This window comes from Paracoccus rhizosphaerae (genome assembly GCF_026162645.1).
GTDB lineage: Bacteria > Pseudomonadota > Alphaproteobacteria > Rhodobacterales > Rhodobacteraceae > Paracoccus > Paracoccus rhizosphaerae.
The window spans coordinates 1-14,092 of record NZ_JAOTBE010000081.1 but is presented as its reverse complement, the minus strand read 5'-3'; the positions used below and the strand labels follow the sequence as shown (position 1 = coordinate 14,092).

The 14,092-nt window shown below is 65.8% G+C and carries 13 protein-coding genes, 1 tRNA gene and 4 pseudogenes; 8 read left to right on the top strand and 10 right to left on the bottom strand.

Going from position 1 to position 14,092, the window contains the following annotated elements; all coding sequences use genetic code 11:
* Window positions 1-128: 128 nt before the first annotated feature.
* Window positions 129-264, bottom strand: a pseudogene (locus OC184_RS20735) (IS110 family transposase); the annotation flags it as partial.
* Window positions 265-296: 32 nt separating this feature from the next.
* On the opposite strand from OC184_RS20735, the gene OC184_RS17795 reads away from it, so the two are divergent.
* From OC184_RS17795 to preA, 3 genes are all read left to right on the top strand, one after another.
* Window positions 297-668 (top strand): ATP-binding protein, encoded by a 372-nt coding sequence (locus OC184_RS17795; protein ID WP_378926637.1) that lies wholly within the window; start codon window positions 297-299, stop codon window positions 666-668.
* Window positions 669-765: 97 nt separating this feature from the next.
* A complete protein-coding gene (locus tag OC184_RS17790; protein WP_265508494.1) occupies window positions 766-2,121 on the top strand; it encodes an NAD(P)-dependent oxidoreductase in 1,356 nt (451 codons plus the stop codon).
* Window positions 2,122-2,131: 10 nt separating this feature from the next.
* Window positions 2,132-3,430 carry an NAD-dependent dihydropyrimidine dehydrogenase subunit PreA gene (gene preA, locus OC184_RS17785; RefSeq protein ID WP_265508493.1) on the top strand — a complete coding sequence of 433 codons (1,299 nt, stop codon included), beginning with the start codon at window positions 2,132-2,134 and terminating at the stop codon, window positions 3,428-3,430.
* Window positions 3,431-3,514: 84 nt separating this feature from the next.
* On the opposite strand, the gene OC184_RS17780 is transcribed toward preA, so the two are convergent.
* Genes OC184_RS17780 through OC184_RS17770 form a run of 3 tightly spaced genes read right to left on the bottom strand, consistent with a single transcriptional unit; the run spans window position 3,515 to window position 6,889 of the window.
* Entirely contained in the window at window positions 3,515-4,987 is a 1,473-nt protein-coding gene (locus OC184_RS17780; RefSeq protein WP_265508492.1) for a carboxypeptidase M32, read from the bottom strand.
* The gene (gene ctaA / locus OC184_RS17775; RefSeq protein WP_265508491.1) at window positions 4,984-6,129 is read right to left on the bottom strand and encodes a heme A synthase; all 1,146 of its coding nucleotides are present in this window, start codon (window positions 6,127-6,129) and stop codon (window positions 4,984-4,986) included. Before ctaA ends, OC184_RS17780 begins: the two co-directional genes overlap by 4 nt.
* A gap of 31 nt (window positions 6,130-6,160) precedes the next feature.
* Window positions 6,161-6,889, bottom strand: a complete 729-nt coding sequence (locus tag OC184_RS17770; protein ID WP_265508490.1) for an RNA methyltransferase — start codon at window positions 6,887-6,889, stop codon at window positions 6,161-6,163.
* Between the two features lie 68 nt (window positions 6,890-6,957).
* Between OC184_RS17770 and OC184_RS17765 the strand changes: the two genes are divergently transcribed.
* Window positions 6,958-7,560: a thiamine phosphate synthase gene (locus tag OC184_RS17765; protein WP_265508489.1), complete on the top strand. Its 603-nt coding sequence runs from the start codon at window positions 6,958-6,960 to the stop codon at window positions 7,558-7,560.
* On the opposite strand, the gene purN is transcribed toward OC184_RS17765, so the two are convergent.
* Together purN and purM are read right to left on the bottom strand one after the other, a co-directional pair.
* Entirely contained in the window at window positions 7,557-8,144 is a 588-nt protein-coding gene (gene purN / locus OC184_RS17760) for a phosphoribosylglycinamide formyltransferase (RefSeq protein ID WP_265508488.1), read from the bottom strand. The genes OC184_RS17765 and purN overlap by 4 nt on opposite strands.
* Entirely contained in the window at window positions 8,141-9,181 is a 1,041-nt protein-coding gene (gene purM / locus OC184_RS17755) for a phosphoribosylformylglycinamidine cyclo-ligase (RefSeq protein WP_265508487.1), read from the bottom strand. Before purM ends, purN begins: the two co-directional genes overlap by 4 nt.
* A 105-nt stretch (window positions 9,182-9,286) precedes the next feature.
* Here purM and OC184_RS17750 point away from each other — a divergent pair.
* Window positions 9,287-9,363: transfer RNA gene (locus OC184_RS17750), tRNA-Ile, on the top strand.
* A gap of 203 nt (window positions 9,364-9,566) precedes the next feature.
* On the opposite strand, the pseudogene OC184_RS17745 reads toward OC184_RS17750, so the two are convergent.
* The 4 genes and pseudogenes from OC184_RS17745 to OC184_RS17720 form a co-directional block, all read right to left on the bottom strand.
* Window positions 9,567-9,884: pseudogene (locus OC184_RS17745) on the bottom strand (integrase core domain-containing protein); the annotation flags it as partial.
* Window positions 9,885-10,039: 155 nt separating this feature from the next.
* Window positions 10,040-10,851: pseudogene (locus OC184_RS17730) on the bottom strand (IS481 family transposase); the annotation flags it as partial.
* Between the two features lie 983 nt (window positions 10,852-11,834).
* Entirely contained in the window at window positions 11,835-11,996 is a 162-nt protein-coding gene (locus OC184_RS20565; protein WP_378926639.1) for an MT-A70 family methyltransferase, read from the bottom strand.
* Between the two features lie 832 nt (window positions 11,997-12,828).
* Window positions 12,829-12,972 (bottom strand): hypothetical protein, encoded by a 144-nt coding sequence (locus tag OC184_RS17720; RefSeq protein WP_265508484.1) that lies wholly within the window; start codon window positions 12,970-12,972, stop codon window positions 12,829-12,831.
* A 236-nt stretch (window positions 12,973-13,208) separates the two neighbouring features.
* On the opposite strand from OC184_RS17720, the gene OC184_RS17715 reads away from it, so the two are divergent.
* The 3 genes and pseudogenes from OC184_RS17715 to OC184_RS17710 form a co-directional block, all read left to right on the top strand.
* Window positions 13,209-13,433 (top strand): hypothetical protein, encoded by a 225-nt coding sequence (locus OC184_RS17715; protein WP_265508483.1) that lies wholly within the window; start codon window positions 13,209-13,211, stop codon window positions 13,431-13,433.
* Window positions 13,434-13,560: 127 nt separating this feature from the next.
* The gene (locus tag OC184_RS20560; RefSeq protein WP_378926632.1) at window positions 13,561-13,770 is read left to right on the top strand and encodes an N-acetylmuramidase domain-containing protein; all 210 of its coding nucleotides are present in this window, start codon (window positions 13,561-13,563) and stop codon (window positions 13,768-13,770) included.
* A pseudogene (locus OC184_RS17710) lies at window positions 13,767-13,895 on the top strand (N-acetylmuramidase domain-containing protein); the annotation flags it as partial. The gene OC184_RS20560 and the pseudogene OC184_RS17710, both read left to right, overlap by 4 nt.
* Window positions 13,896-14,092: the final 197 nt, after the last annotated feature.

Sequence of the window (14,092 nt, the reverse complement as noted above, 5' to 3'; positions counted from 1 at the left end):
GTGAGCGCGATGCGAACCGCATCACGCTTGAACTCCTCGCTGTGTGTCGCTGCCATATCCTGTCTCCTTTGAAGAGAGCATCGCTCTCAGAAGACCGGAACGGAACCGGTGCAGGTCCAAGGTGCCGTCCAGGTTCTCAATCCAGCGCGCCAGCGCTTCCGGCTCGCTGGCCGCCTGCGCCTCCCTCACGATCTTCCCATGCTCGCTGATGACGCAGGTCGCAGTCTTCTCCAGTGATACGTCCAGTCCGACAAACAGCTTCATCCCGCAGTCCTCCCGTTGGATCCAATACGGGAATGGCGCCAGATTGCCCTCGGTTTGACAACGGTAACGGGCAGGTCGCAGCGCAGGCCCCGTTACGGCATCTCGGGGAGATGATCGGTAACCTTGCCGAGAACGCGGCGAACCGGGGGCGCAGCACGACGCGGATCACCGCTACGACAAGTAACATGCTGCGGATCAGGATCGAGGATGACGGCCCTGGACTGGCGCCCGATCAGGCCCGCCAGACACTGGCGCGGGGTGCGCGGCTGGACGAGCTGGGGCCACTGGGGGCGGACCTTGGGCTTGCCATCGTCGCGGATCTGGCCGCGCTCCACGGTGGCAAGCTGCGGCTGGAGCGGTCGGGCTTGGGTGGTCTTGCCGCCGTTCTGGACCTGCCTGCCTGAAATGATCGCACTCGCCCTGCTCCGATATTTTACCATTTGATAAAAAAACGGACCTGTGCCAGCCTGATTCCACCAACAGGTGAGCCAGGAGACGCAAATGTCCCAAGCAAGATTGTCGCCCGGCGTCGTGCCGGGGCGGCTGACACAGGATGAGCTGGCGGCGAACTTCGTCGATGTTGCCCCTCCGCTGGACCGGCACGAGGCGCAGGTCGCCGCCGACCGGTGTTATTTCTGCCATGATGCCCCCTGCATCACCGCATGCCCGACCAGCATCGACATTCCGCTGTTCATCCGCCAGATCGCGACCGACACGCCGGATGCGGCGGCGATGACCATCTTCCATGCCAACATCCTGGGCGGCATGTGCGCCCGCGTCTGTCCGACCGAACAGCTGTGCGAAGGCGCCTGCGTTCGCATGGAGGCCGAGGGCAAGCCCGTCGAGATCGGCGCCCTTCAGCGCTATGCGACCGACGGTCTGATGGCCAAGGCGACGCATCCGTTCCGCCGCGCCGCGGCGACGGGAAAGCGGATCGCGGTCGTCGGCGCGGGTCCCGCCGGTCTTGCGGCCGCGCACCGCCTGGCCGCGAAGGGCCATGATGTCGTCATCTTCGAGGCGCGCCCGAAGCCTGGCGGGCTGAACGAATACGGCATCGCCAGCTACAAGGCCGTCGACGGCTTTGCGCAGGAGGAGGTGGACTGGATCCTCGGCATCGGCGGGATCGAGCTTCGCCACGGCCAGGCGCTTGGCCGCGACATCACGCTGGAAGGGCTGCGCGCGGAATACGACGCGGTGTTCCTGGGAATGGGACTTGGCGGCGTCAACGCCCTAAGGGCCGAGGGCGAGGATCGCGATCATGTGCTGGACGCCGTCAGCTTCATCCGCGACCTTCGCCAGGCCGACGACCTGACCGCCCTGCCCGTCGGCCGCGACGTCGTGGTCATCGGCGGCGGCATGACGGCGATCGATGCGGGCGTCCAGGCGCGCCTTCTGGGCGCGGAAAACGTAACCATCGTCTATCGCCGCGGCCAGGACCGGATGGGCGCGAGCCGCCACGAACAGGATCACGCCACCGCCAGCGGCGTGCGGATCATCTGCGATGCGGCCCCCGTCGCCCTGCACGGGAATGGCGCCGTGGCTGAGGTCGAGTTCGCCTATACCGAGGACGGCCCCGACGGTCTGGTGCTGACCGACAGCCGGTTCCGCCTGCGCGCCGACCAAGTGTTCCGCGCCATCGGCCAGCGACTTGACGGCGCGCCCGAGGGGCTGGACCTGATCGCCGGCAAGATTGCCGTCAGCCCCGAGGGCAGGACCTCGATGGACGGCATCTGGGCCGGTGGCGACTGCGCCGCTGGCGGCAACGACCTGACCGTGACCGCCGTGGCCCAGGGCCGCGACGCGGCAGAAGACATCGACGCCCGGCTGACCGGACGTCCCGTCGAAATCCCCGGCTGAGGACGCGATCATGGCAGACCTGCGCAGCAATTTCATCGGGATCAAGTCCCCTAACCCGTTCTGGCTGGCCTCGGCCCCGCCCACGGACAAGGAATACAACGTCCGACGCGCCTTCCAGGCCGGCTGGGGCGGCGTCGTCTGGAAAACCCTTGGCAGCGAGGGGCCGCCGGTCGTCAACGTGAACGGCCCGCGCTATGGCGTCGTCCACGGCGCCGACCGCCGCGTCCTTGGCATCAACAACATCGAACTGATCACCGACCGCCCGCTGGAGGTAAACCTGCGGGAGATCAAGTCAGTCAAGCGCGACTATCCCGACCGGGCGCTGATCATCAGCCTGATGGTGCCCTGCGACGAGGACAGCTGGCGCGACATCCTGCACCGGATCGAGGATACCGGCGCCGACGGGGTCGAACTGAACTTCGGCTGCCCCCACGGCATGGCCGAGCGCGGCATGGGCAGCGCCGTCGGCCAGGTGCCCGAGTACATCGAGATGGTCACACGGTGGGTGAAGATGCACTCGCGCATGCCCTGCATCGTGAAGCTGACGCCGAACATCACGGACGTCAGGAAGCCCGCCGAGGCCGCCAAGCGTGGCGGCGCCGATGCCGTCAGCCTGATCAACACGATCAACTCGATCACCTCGGTTGATCTGGACCTGTTCGCGCCCCAGCCCACCATTGATGGCAAGGGCAGCCATGGCGGCTATTGCGGGCCAGCGGTCAAGCCCATCGCGCTGAACATGGTGGCCGAGATCGCGCGCTCTGCCGAAACGCGGGGGCTACCTATCAGCGGCATCGGCGGCGTCACCACCTGGCGCGACGCGGCCGAGTTCATGGCGCTCGGGGCCGGCAACGTGCAGGTCTGCACCGCGGCCATGACCTATGGCTTCAAGGTCGTACAAGAGATGATCACGGGCCTGCACGACTACCTCGACAGCCACGACATGACGCTGTCCGACCTGATCGGGCGGGCGGTGCCGAACGTCAGGGACTGGCAGGAGCTGAACCTGAACTATGTCACCAAGGCGGTGATCGACCAGGAGGCCTGCATCAGCTGCGGGCGTTGCTATGCCGCCTGCGAGGATACCAGCCATCAGGCCATCGCCATGAAGCCGGGCCGCGTCTTCGAGGTGATCGAGGAGGAATGCGTCGCCTGCAACCTCTGCGTCGACGTCTGCCCGGTGGAGGCTTGCATCACGATGCGGGAACTGGCGGTCGGCGAGATCGACAAGCGTACCGGCATCCCTCGCGGGACCTATGCGAACTGGACCAGCCATCCGAACAACCCGATGGCCCGTGCGGCGGAATAGATTGCGTCCCGCGAGCGCCGGGGGGCTTCGCACCCCCCGGACCCCCGCGGGGTGTTTGGGCAAAGAGGAAGCCGGCCCCAGACTTTAGAGGCCGTAGATGCGGCCGAACTTGTCCTCGAGGTAGTCCAGAAGTGGCTCGGGCGTGACCGGCCCGCCGGAGGCTGCCTCGATCAGGTCTGAAGGGGGCATGAGGCCGCCATGGCGCTGGAGGTTTTCGCGCAGCCACTCGGTCCCAGGGGTCGCGTCGCCACGCGCCAAGGCTTCGTCCAGGTCCGGCACGGCGGCACGCAGCGCACGGTTCAGGCATCCGGCATAGACATTGCCCAAGGCATAGGTCGGAAAATACCCGAAGAGGCCGACCGCCCAATGGACATCCTGCAGGACGCCGTTCGCCGGACGGTCCACCGCCACACCGAAATCCTTCAGGAAGCGCGCGTTCCAAGCCTCGACCAGGTCGGACGTGTCCAACCTTCCTGAGATCAGGTCCCGCTCGAGGTCGAAGCGCAGCATGATATGCAGGTTGTACTGCACCTCGTCGGCCTCGGTCCGGATGAAGCCGGGAGTCACGCGGTTCACGGTCGCGAAGAATGCATCCGGGTCCGTGATATTCAAACCGTCGAAGGCGTCGGACATGCGCGAGAACAGCCAGCCGGTAAAGGCGCGGCCTCGTCCCATCTGGTTTTCATAGATGCGGCTCTGGCTTTCGTGGACACCCATCGACACGCCGCGTCCGAGTGGGGTGAAGGCATAGTCCGGATCGATCCCCTGTTCATAGCCGGAATGCCCGACCTCATGGATCGTCGAATAGACGCAGTTGAACGGATCGGTCTCCACGACGCGCGTGGTGATGCGGCTGTCCTGCCAGCGGCCGCTGCTGAAGGGATGAACGGCGATGTCCATCCGGCCCCGCGTCCAATCATAGCCGAAGGCGGTCGCACAGGCGCGGGCCAGCCGCAGCTGCGTTTCCTGCGGGAAGTGGCCGGTCAATGCCGCAGGCTGCCGCTCGCTCCCCAAGACCTCCTCGCGCAGCGCCACAAGCCGCGGGCGCATGGCATCGAACAGGCTGGAGATGGCCGCCCCGGTCATGCCGGGTTCGTAATCGTCGAGAAGCGCATCATAGAGGTTGCCGTTATCGGCCAGGGCCGCGGCCTCCTCCCGCTTGAGCATCAGGACCTGGTCGAGGGTGGGCAGGAAATCCTCCGGCGCGTCCTTGGCACGCGCCTCGGCCCAGATGCCCTGCGCCAGCGATGTCAGCCGTGCCAACTCGGTCGCGAGGCGTGCGGGGATGCGGCTGCTGCGGGAATAGTCGCGGGCGATCAGCTGGATCGCCCGGCGGTCGGCATCGGTCTGCGGGTCGGCCGCGTCCAGCCATTCGCCGATGCGGGGGTCGGTGCGGCGGTCGTGCAGCACCTCCTCCATCGCGGCCATTTCTTCTGCCCGCTGCTCGGTGGCGCCGCGCGGCATCACGGTCTCCTGGTCCCAGCCAAGGCGTTCGGCGACCGAGGACAGGGCCTCGGTCTGACGCTGGAAAGCCAGCAGGTCGGTCAGGGCGGTCATCGTGTCACTCCTCGGATCGAGGTCTCATGGGGATAGCGGGCGTGATGGCGCGCGCGCAGGATCATCGCGAACAGCACGACCGCGCCGAATTGGTGCGTCAGCGCCAGGTGCAGGGGCGATGCGTGGATGACGTTCATGATGCCAAGCCCGATCTGTGCGGCCAGTGCGACGATCATCACCGTGAACGCCCCCCGTGTCACCGGATGCGGCGACCGGCGCGCCCGCAGCCAGACGACGACCCCGAAGATCGCCAGCAGGTATCCGGTCATGCGGTGGACGAACTGCACCAGGGCCGCATTTTCGAACAGGTTCCGCCAGCCCAGGGCCGGGTCCCAGATCGCCGAAGGGATCCACTCGCCGCCCATCGTGGGCCAGCCGGTATAGGTGCGGCCCGCGTCGATGCCCGCGACCAGCGCGCCCAGCAGGATCTGCAGGAACGCCAGATGCATCAGGCCCGTCGACATCGAGAACAGCTTTCCCTCGCCCGCGCGGCGGGCGCGCAGCAGCTCTGCCTCGGACCGGGAGAGGTGCAGCACGTACCACGTGATCAGCCCCAAAATCACGAAGGCGATGCCCAGATGCGTCGCCAGCCGATAGGACGCCACGCGGACCATGCCTTCGGTCAGGCCAGAGCTGACCATCCACCAGCCGATGGCCCCCTGCAGCCCGCCAAGCGCGCCGAGCGCCAGAAGGCGCGGCGTCCAGCCGGCAGGGATGCGGGAGGTCGCCCAGAAGAAGAGGAAACCAAGGGCCCAGACCAGGCCGACCAACCGGCCCAGCAGACGGTGGCTCCATTCCCACCAGTAGATATACTGGAAGTCGGTCAGGGACATGCCCCGGTTGACCTCTTGGTATTGCGGGATCTGACGATAGGCGTCGAACTCGCGCTGCCAGTCGGCGGCGTTCATCGGCGGGATGGTTCCTGTGACCGGCGCCCATTCGGTGATGGACAGGCCCGACCCGGTCAGCCGCGTCGCGCCCCCCACCACGATCATCGCCAGCACCATGGCGAACAGCACCATCAGCCACAGCCGGATGGCGCGGCGTGCGCCCTTCGGGCGGGCGTCGATCATGCCGGTGGTCTGCACGGGACGGGCTGCGGTCGGGTCCGAGATTTCCTGGAACACGGGGCGCTTGGCCATCGCGGGGCTCCTTTCGGGCGGTGGTTGGGGGTCAGCGGCGGGTCAACTGCCGCAGGACGCCATGTAGGATGCGCACGTCGCCGCGGGTCAGTGCCAGCCGGGCCCACATGTTGCGCATGTTCAGCCGCATCGAAGCGGCCTTGGTTTCGGGGAAGAAGAACCCGGCCTCGGTCAGCCGGTCGTCGAAATGGTCGCCAAGCCGCTCGATCTCCAGCCGGTCGGCCAGTTCCTCGGCTTCGGCGCGGCGGGCATGGGGGGCGGGTTCGGGGGGCAGGATCTCTCGGCCGTATTCGTATCCCATCAGCAGGACGGCCTGGGCCAGGTTCAGCGACGGGAAGCTGGGGTTCACCGGCACCGTCACGATGGCATTGGCGCGGGCGATGTCGTCATTCTCCAGCCCGGTCCGCTCGGGGCCGAAGATGATCGCGCTGCGGCCGGTGTGCTGGCGCGCCTGCGCCATGGCGGTGGCGGGCGTGAAGACGGGCTTGGTCAGTTCCCGGCCGCGGGCGGTGGTGGCATAGGCATAATCCACGCCCTCCATCGCGGCGGCCAGTGTCGGATAGACGCGCGCCGCGTCCAGCACCTGCCCTGCCGCGCCCGAGGCCGTGGCGACCGCCTTGGGGTTCGGCCAGCCGTCGCGGGGATCGACCAGGCGCATGTCGGTCAGGCCGAAGTTCAGCATAGCACGGGCGGCGGCGCCGATGTTCTCGCCCATCTGCGGGCGGACCAGGATGATGACGGGTTGGCGATCTAATTGCATGGCTCTGGCATTAGTGCGTCTGGCGGCGGCGGGCAAGCTGCGCTATCTGCGGCATAAAGGAGAAGCCCATGACCGACGCGCCGCAACTCTACCTGATGACGCCTGCCGGTGCGCAGGCCTCGGCCCTTGGCCCGCTGCTGACCGAGGTGATGGACCGCGTCCCGACCGCCTGCCTGCGTATCCGAGGTGGTGCCGAGGAGGACGAGCTTGGCCGGCTGGCCGACCTGGCCCGAGAGATCGCGCATGCGCGCGACGTGGCGGTGGTGATCGACGATCATGTCAAGCTGGCGCAGCGGCACGGTCTTGACGGCGTCCACCTGACGGACGGCGCGCGCAGCGTGCGCTATGCCCGCAAGGAGCTGGGCGACGATGCCATCGTCGGCGCGTTCTGCGGCGGTTCGCGGCATGACGGGATGACGGCGGCGGAACATGGCGCGGACTACGTGTCCTTTGGCCCCGCCAGTGAATCTGCCCTCTACAAGGGCGAACCGGTCGAACTGGAGCTGTTCCGGTGGTGGTCCGAAATGATCGAGGTGCCGGTCGTCGCCGAGGGCGCCATCACGCGCGACCTGATAGGCCAGCTGTCGCCCGTCGCCGACTTCATCGCACTGGGGGCCGAGATCTGGTCCCAGGATGATCCCGCCGCGGCGCTTGTGCAGCTCTGGGGCTAGAGCAGCACCGGCGTCCTGTCGCCCACCGCGAACCGCCGCAGGACCGCCGGATAAAGCCGGTGCTCCTGGACCAGCACCCGCGCCGCAAGGCTTTCGGGCGTGTCGCCAAGCAGGACCGGCACCCGCGCCTGGCCCAGCAGCGGCCCCGAATCCAGCTCGGGCGTCACCTCATGGACAGTGCATCCGGCTTGGGCGTCACCCGCAGCCAGGGCACGGGCGTGTGTGTCGAGGCCTGCGTATTTTGGCAACAGCGACGGATGGATGTTCAGCATGCGGCCTGCGAACCGCTGAACGAAATCCGGCGTCAGGATGCGCATGAAGCCTGCAAGGCAGATGATGTCGGGACGCGCGTCCAGCAGGGGCTGCAGAAGCGCCGCCTCGAAACCCGCACGGTCGCGCGAGAAGTCGTGGTGATCCACCGCCGCCACTGGTACGCCCAGGGCCGCCGCCCGCGCCAGCCCCGCCGCCTGCGGATCGTTCGATGCAACCAGCACAGGGCGCGCCGGATGATCGCCCGTCATGTCCTCGACCAGCCGCAGCATGTTCGAGCCGCCGCCGGAAATCAGGATCGCAACGCGTGTCACGCCAGCGTGCCCGCATAGCGGATGCCGGCGCCTTCGGTGACGTGACCGATGCGGTGCACCGTCTCTCCCTCTGCGGCCAGCAGATCGGCCAGCACATCGGCACGATCGGCTGCCACGGCCAGGATCATCCCGATGCCGCTGTTGAAGGTCTTCAGCATCTCGGCCTGGTCGATGCTACCGGCCTCGGCCAGCCAACCGAAGACCGGCGGCAAGGGCCAAGCCGTCAGGTCGATGTCCGCACCCAGATCCTTAGGCAGGACGCGCGGCAGGTTCTCGGTCAGGCCGCCGCCGGTGATATGGGCCAGCGCATGGACGCCGCCCGCTCGGATCGCCGCCAGCGCGGGCTTGACGTAGAGCCGGGTCGGCACCAGCAGCGCCTGCCCCAAGGTCGCGTCCGCGAAGGGGGCGGCGTCGTTCCATCCAAGCCCCGCCCGCTCGACCACCTTGCGGACCAGCGAATAGCCGTTCGAATGCACCCCGTCCGAGGCCAGCCCGAGCAGGACATCGCCCGTCCGGACCCCCGCCGGCAGTGCCGTCCCACGCTGCATCGCGCCCACGGCAAAGCCGGCCAGATCGAAGTCGCCGTCGTGATACATGCCGGGCATCTCTGCGGTCTCGCCTCCGATCAGCGCGCAACCAGCAGCCTTGCAGCCGCGCGCGATGCTCTCGACCACCCGCGCGCCCTTATCGACCGACAGCTTGCCCGTAGCGAAATAGTCCAGGAAGAACAGCGGCTCGGCTCCTTGGCAGACCAGGTCGTTCACGCACATCGCGACAAGATCCTGACCCAGGCCGTCCAGATGACCGGTGTCGATGCCGATGCGCAGCTTGGTTCCGACCCCGTCCGTCGCGGCGACCAGTACCGGGTCGTCATAGCCCGCGGCCTTCAGGTCGAACAGAGCGCCGAAGCCGCCGAGCGCGTCCATCACACCGGGGCGTGAGGTGGCCGCCGCGGCGGGCTTGATCCGTTCCACCAGCGCGTTCCCGGCGTCGATGTCGACCCCCGCGTCGCGATAGCTGATCCCGTTATTCGTCATGGCGGCCCCCGGCTGATATCGGCACCCCATAGCGGATGCCCGACCAAGGAGCAACGCCCAAGCTTGACCCGCCCGCATCGGCGGATTACGCATGTCGCGCTGCGGGGGCCTGTAGCTCAATTGGTCAGAGCAGGGCGCTCATAACGCCTTGGTTGGGGGTTCGAGTCCCTCCGGGCCTACCAAAAAACCAAGGGTGGATTGAACTGGAAACGGTCAGGTCGCAGGTTCAATGAACCCACCCCTGGCATTCCGCACCCCTGGCAACAGGTTTCCGCCAAGTCTGCTGTCGCGAAAGCCCCAGACGGCGCAAGCCTATCCAGTCAAACACATGGCCTCTGGCTCGATAGCGGCTGCGATTTTCGCGGCTCCCTGCAGCCCATGAGCCGTTCATTCCCGGCATCTGGTGGATCGGGTTCAGGATGAATCTGTCCGGCTCTGATGTCCAGATCTGGCAGGTGTACTCGTAAGGTATGAGGCCGTTGAGGGTCTCAAGGCGACGCGCCAAGTTGTATGGTGCCATGAAGTCCGTGAGGTGCGTCCGCAGCTGATCATGGCTGTCGTAGTGGAAGCGTCTGACGGTTGCGTCCCTGATCGTGCGGTTCATCCGTTCGACCTGTCCGCTTGTCGGGAAAACAGTTTACCCGACTGTTTCCTGATCCTCCAAGCTCCGGGGATGGTTGGGTTTGGTCAGCCGGTGCTCAATCCCGCTCGACCATTGTCCTCGGACCGATGGCGGACAAGGTCTCGCCCTCGCAGATCACGTCAAAGCGCATCGGCCGTGGATACGCGGTGTTCCGGTTGCGGGGCTGCTCGGCGAACCTAATGCCCCTCGCCATCGGGCTTGAACCGATGGCGCCCGCTGGCTCGTCCGGTTAAGCGCTCAACCATGCCATTGGTTTGCGGGTGCATCGGCGGAGCCAGGCGATGCTCGATGCCAAGGTCGGCGCAGAGGCGGTCGAAGTCGTGGTTGCCCGTGGCAGCACGCTTTCACAAGCCGAAGAGCCTGTCGGTGAACTCTTTGCCGCTCGCCATCGGGCTCAGACCGGTGGCGCCTTCGATGGCTCGCTCAGTCAGCACCCGCGTGACCTTCATCGGCGCAGCGCGCGCCAGGTCGCGTGAGACAAGCGGCGCGCGTTGGCCGCCGTCTTCGCCGGATAGATGCGCACGAAGACCCACCGCGTGGCACGGTCGATGGCGACGAACAGATACCGGCGGCGGTCCTCGTCTGCCATCTGCGGCAGGTATTTCACGTCGACATGGAGGTAGCCCGGCTCGTAGGCCTTGAACGGCTTGTGCGCAGGCCGCGGCACGACGGGCCTGAGTGCGCGCAGGTTACCCGCCTCATGCCGACGCAAGCAGCGGTCGAGCCCGGAGCGCGAGACGTGCGGGTTCAGGAACTCGCGCACCACCGACAGGAGGTCGTCGAGCGGCAGCAGCAGGGTCTTGCGCAGGGACACCGCCACCGCCTCCTGCGCCGGCGTCAGCGTGGTCTGCAACCGATGAGGGGTGTGGCTGCGGCCGTCGACGCGGTCCCGGCTCCGCCACTTCCAGATTGTCTGCTCGGAGATGCCGTAGCGCTCCGCCACCTTCCAGGCGGGTTCTATGCTCGCCTGGATCGCAGCCGGGATCTTCGGCGGCGTCGTCGCCTGCTTGTGAAGAGAGATCAGCATCCTTGCCTCCCGTTCCGAACCTCGCGCAGAACCGATCTTGCTATGAAGAACGAGGTCCGGCGAGGGTCAATGGGATCATCCGGGAAAGGACATGTAATCACGTGCGCCCTGCCCCCGGTCTTGCTGTGCCTGAAGACGAGCAGATCATCCCGGCCGATCTGTTGTCTGCCGAGGTGCACCCCATCGACGGTCCGCGATTCTGTCCCTAAGACCATTTCGAAGCAGGCGCGCTGGACTGTGCCGATTGCCAATGGGCTCGGAACGCTGCAATGTCGGCACTGGGCCAGCCAGCATAACCCCTGATCGCCGCCTGAATCTTCTGCAGCCCACGCGAAGGGCCGGCTTTGATGGTGCTTCGCGCCTTCGCCGATTTGCAAATCAGGCACCGCCTTTTCAGACGGCTGTCCACTTGGCGCGGCTACAACGTCGCCAGATCGGCAGTCATGTGATGTTTGCGAAGGCCTCAGATCGGAACTTGCCATAGCTGGCGCGGATCAGTTCCGCCTCTCGCCGAACCTCGTGCCTGTTCGCGGCGCAGATTGCTTTGAACTGCGCAGTCGACCTTATTTCCTCGATCTCTTCAAAGACCATACCTGCGGGTGTCTTTGACTGTCTCTTTCCGTCTCGAGCCTCGGCAACCGCCCAGGCGGCGGTGAAGTCGAAGTGAGTTTCAGGAATGTCGTCAGTTCGTCCGCGTCGGCCGGTGCCAGCGATAAATCAATCCGCTTTTGGTGACTCGGTGAACTTTTGGCAGCTTCACGTCCCGAATGCCTTGTTGCATAGTTCGACCTCGTCCAGTCGCCTCACCTTCACTGGGCAGGCTGGATGTGTATTCCTCAAGCGTCAGCCGATGATACATGCATTTGCCGCCCAAAGATTTCGGGGATGGTGAGGTCTTGTTGGGTCGATTCGCTGACACCGAGCAGACGGCCGCCACCGGCCTCGGCAGAAGCCGCGGCGCAAAGCGAGTTCCGCCCTCGGCATCAGACAGCGCCCTCGCGTTTCTCGGCTTTATTGCCCCAGTTCGGCCACCCTGCCCGCCTCTGCCGGCTGAATACCACGATCCGTTTGTCCTCAGGCATTAGCTTCTCCGCCACGATGAACGCCTCCTTGGGCTTCCGGCTGTGTTCGCGGATCCCGCCCATCACGACCTAGCGGACGTCCTTTCTGTTGTTCGGGGCGCCACGGGTGCCGATCAGGAACGGTTCGCCGGCGCCACGCAGAATGTAGCCGGTGCCCATGTTCAAACTGCCGTTCTTGGTCAGCTTCACCAAATGGCCGCCGGTCTTCTATTCGACGCTCCAAGCCTCGATTACCTTGAAAGCTGCGGCAGAATCGTGTTCGGGGACCAGAGCCACAGAAGGCAGTTCCGCGCGGTCAGGTCCGAGACGGGCAAAACCGCGATCTCCTAGATCGACATGCAATTGGGGTGGCTCTGCGGGCTTTTGCCTTCGCCCTTCTCCGACCGCATTTGATACGACCAGGCGGATCGGCCATGATCAGGTCGAAGCCACAAGATGGGCGCAGGGCGTGGAACTGGTGAAGCGTGGTGCACATCAGCTTCCCGCCTTCTGCGGCAGACAGCACCCGGCGCACATTTGACGCCCTTCGCAGAGCGCCACAAGAGGGCGTTCTTGCTGGCGGCAAGGGCAATGCCTCGTGGTCCGGTCCTGATCGCGGCAGGAACATCAGGCGCGCGGCCAGGTTAGATCAAATCAGTACACAGCGGGAGTTAGCGAGATGACTGACGATCCAAACCCGGACAAGGTGCCGCCCGAAGCTCCAGGCGCAGGCGAGAACGTCTGCCGAGAATGCGAAGGCACTGGACAAGTCGATGGCAAAGAATGTCCTGAATGCGGCGGCACCGGCAAGGTGACGACCGGCATTGGTGGAGCTTAGGTGATATCGACGGGGGCAGGTGTGCCATGAAACCAGCCCCCCTCTCGACCACCAGCTACTCCTCGATGGTAATCACAGCTAGGCCCCCTCCTTCATCTCTACCCCGCACTGGCTTAGCGGCAGCCAGACGCCGTTGTCCCTCTCACCATTGGCGCTGAACAGGATCGCGTATTCCGTGCGGGGCTGGATCCGGCCTTCGGTGTTGGTGATTTTGCTGCGCATCCCGCAGTTCCCACCCTGCGCATGCATTCCTTTGCCATGATCTCGCGGATCACCTTGCGGTTGCTATCGATGAACCGCCATGTCTCGCGGTGGCGGAACTCCATCGCGTGGACGATCTTTGCGATGGTCCGCCCGCGAAGATGCCACCATAGCCACGCTGCATCGACCTATCCCGCCGTGCCTGCGCCATTAGAGACGCCGGCCCCGGCACCGCAAGTCACCGCCCTCCTGCCTCCATGGGCAAGGATCGCCAGCGGCAGCTGCTGCAGACCGCATTTGCCGACGAGCTGCCCTCGCGGCAAATCAGCTGCCTCAGCCATTTGCCGACGCTGTCGCCGACTTTCACTCCGGCCGACGATCTGCATTTGGCCGAAGGCTTCGTCGCACGCCGCCTCATGGCCGCGATGAAGGATCAGCCGGGCTGCCGCGCGTCGGACATCACCGCCGCTGGCGGTCTATGATGTGCAGCGCGATCACGAACCAGCACGGCCGCGCCATCCTGGACAGTTAGACCGACCTACTGCGCACCTTGCGCTGGATTGTCGATCGCCAGGTGCAGCAGAATGGCTGACGATCGTCTGCGAGGACATGATATCCGCTGTCATCAAGGTCGAGACGGCAGCTGGCGGTTTTGTCCGGTACGGGCGGCCGCGCATGCTGTTCGAATCGTACGTGTTCTGGCGGGAGCTGGGCGCCGGTTCCAAGCGAGAGCGAGCTGAGGCGCAGGTCTGGCATGCCGCGGGTGGGGTTCAACCCGCTATCCCGCCGACAGCTATGCCCGCCTGTGCAGCGCCATGAAGCTGAACGCCGCAGCCGCGCTCAGGACCTGCAGCTGGGGCCTCGGGCAGGCCATGGGCTTCAACCATCGCGCTGCCGGCTATGCCAACGCCAGCGCCATGGTGGCGGCCTTTTGCGAGAGCGAGGCAACCGGCGTCGAGGCAGTGGGCCGGTTCATCGAGAGCGAGAGCATGGACGACGAGCTGCCCGCCACGACCGATCAAGCTGGACCTGTCGCGTATTTGTGCCGCTCCCAGTGCTTGTTTAGGCCACTTGGCGTTCGAAGTCCTAAGGGCTTTTGCCTCCCAAAGCTGAGTGCCGACGGCGCGGGTTATAGAATCCG

Bases quoted from the DNA above. Each gene is read 5' to 3' on its own strand.
- OC184_RS17795 (WP_378926637.1), top strand. From the start codon at position 297: ATGGCGCCAGATTGCCCTCGGTTTGACAACGGTAACGGGCAGGTCGCA.
- OC184_RS17780 (WP_265508492.1), bottom strand. From the start codon at position 4,987: ATGACCGCCCTGACCGACCTGCTGGCTTTCCAGCGTCAGACCGAGGCC.
- purM (WP_265508487.1), bottom strand. From the start codon at position 9,181: ATGACGAATAACGGGATCAGCTATCGCGACGCGGGGGTCGACATCGAC.
- OC184_RS20565 (WP_378926639.1), bottom strand. From the start codon at position 11,996: ATGGGCGGGATCCGCGAACACAGCCGGAAGCCCAAGGAGGCGTTCATC.
- OC184_RS17720 (WP_265508484.1), bottom strand. From the start codon at position 12,972: ATGCGCAGCAAAATCACCAACACCGAAGGCCGGATCCAGCCCCGCACG.
- OC184_RS17765 (WP_265508489.1), top strand. From the start codon at position 6,958: ATGACCGACGCGCCGCAACTCTACCTGATGACGCCTGCCGGTGCGCAG.
- OC184_RS20560 (WP_378926632.1), top strand. From the start codon at position 13,561: ATGATATCCGCTGTCATCAAGGTCGAGACGGCAGCTGGCGGTTTTGTC.
- OC184_RS17715 (WP_265508483.1), top strand. From the start codon at position 13,209: ATGGGCAAGGATCGCCAGCGGCAGCTGCTGCAGACCGCATTTGCCGAC.
- preA (WP_265508493.1), top strand. From the start codon at position 2,132: ATGGCAGACCTGCGCAGCAATTTCATCGGGATCAAGTCCCCTAACCCG.
- OC184_RS17790 (WP_265508494.1), top strand. From the start codon at position 766: ATGTCCCAAGCAAGATTGTCGCCCGGCGTCGTGCCGGGGCGGCTGACA.
- OC184_RS17770 (WP_265508490.1), bottom strand. From the start codon at position 6,889: ATGCAATTAGATCGCCAACCCGTCATCATCCTGGTCCGCCCGCAGATG.
- ctaA (WP_265508491.1), bottom strand. From the start codon at position 6,129: ATGGCCAAGCGCCCCGTGTTCCAGGAAATCTCGGACCCGACCGCAGCC.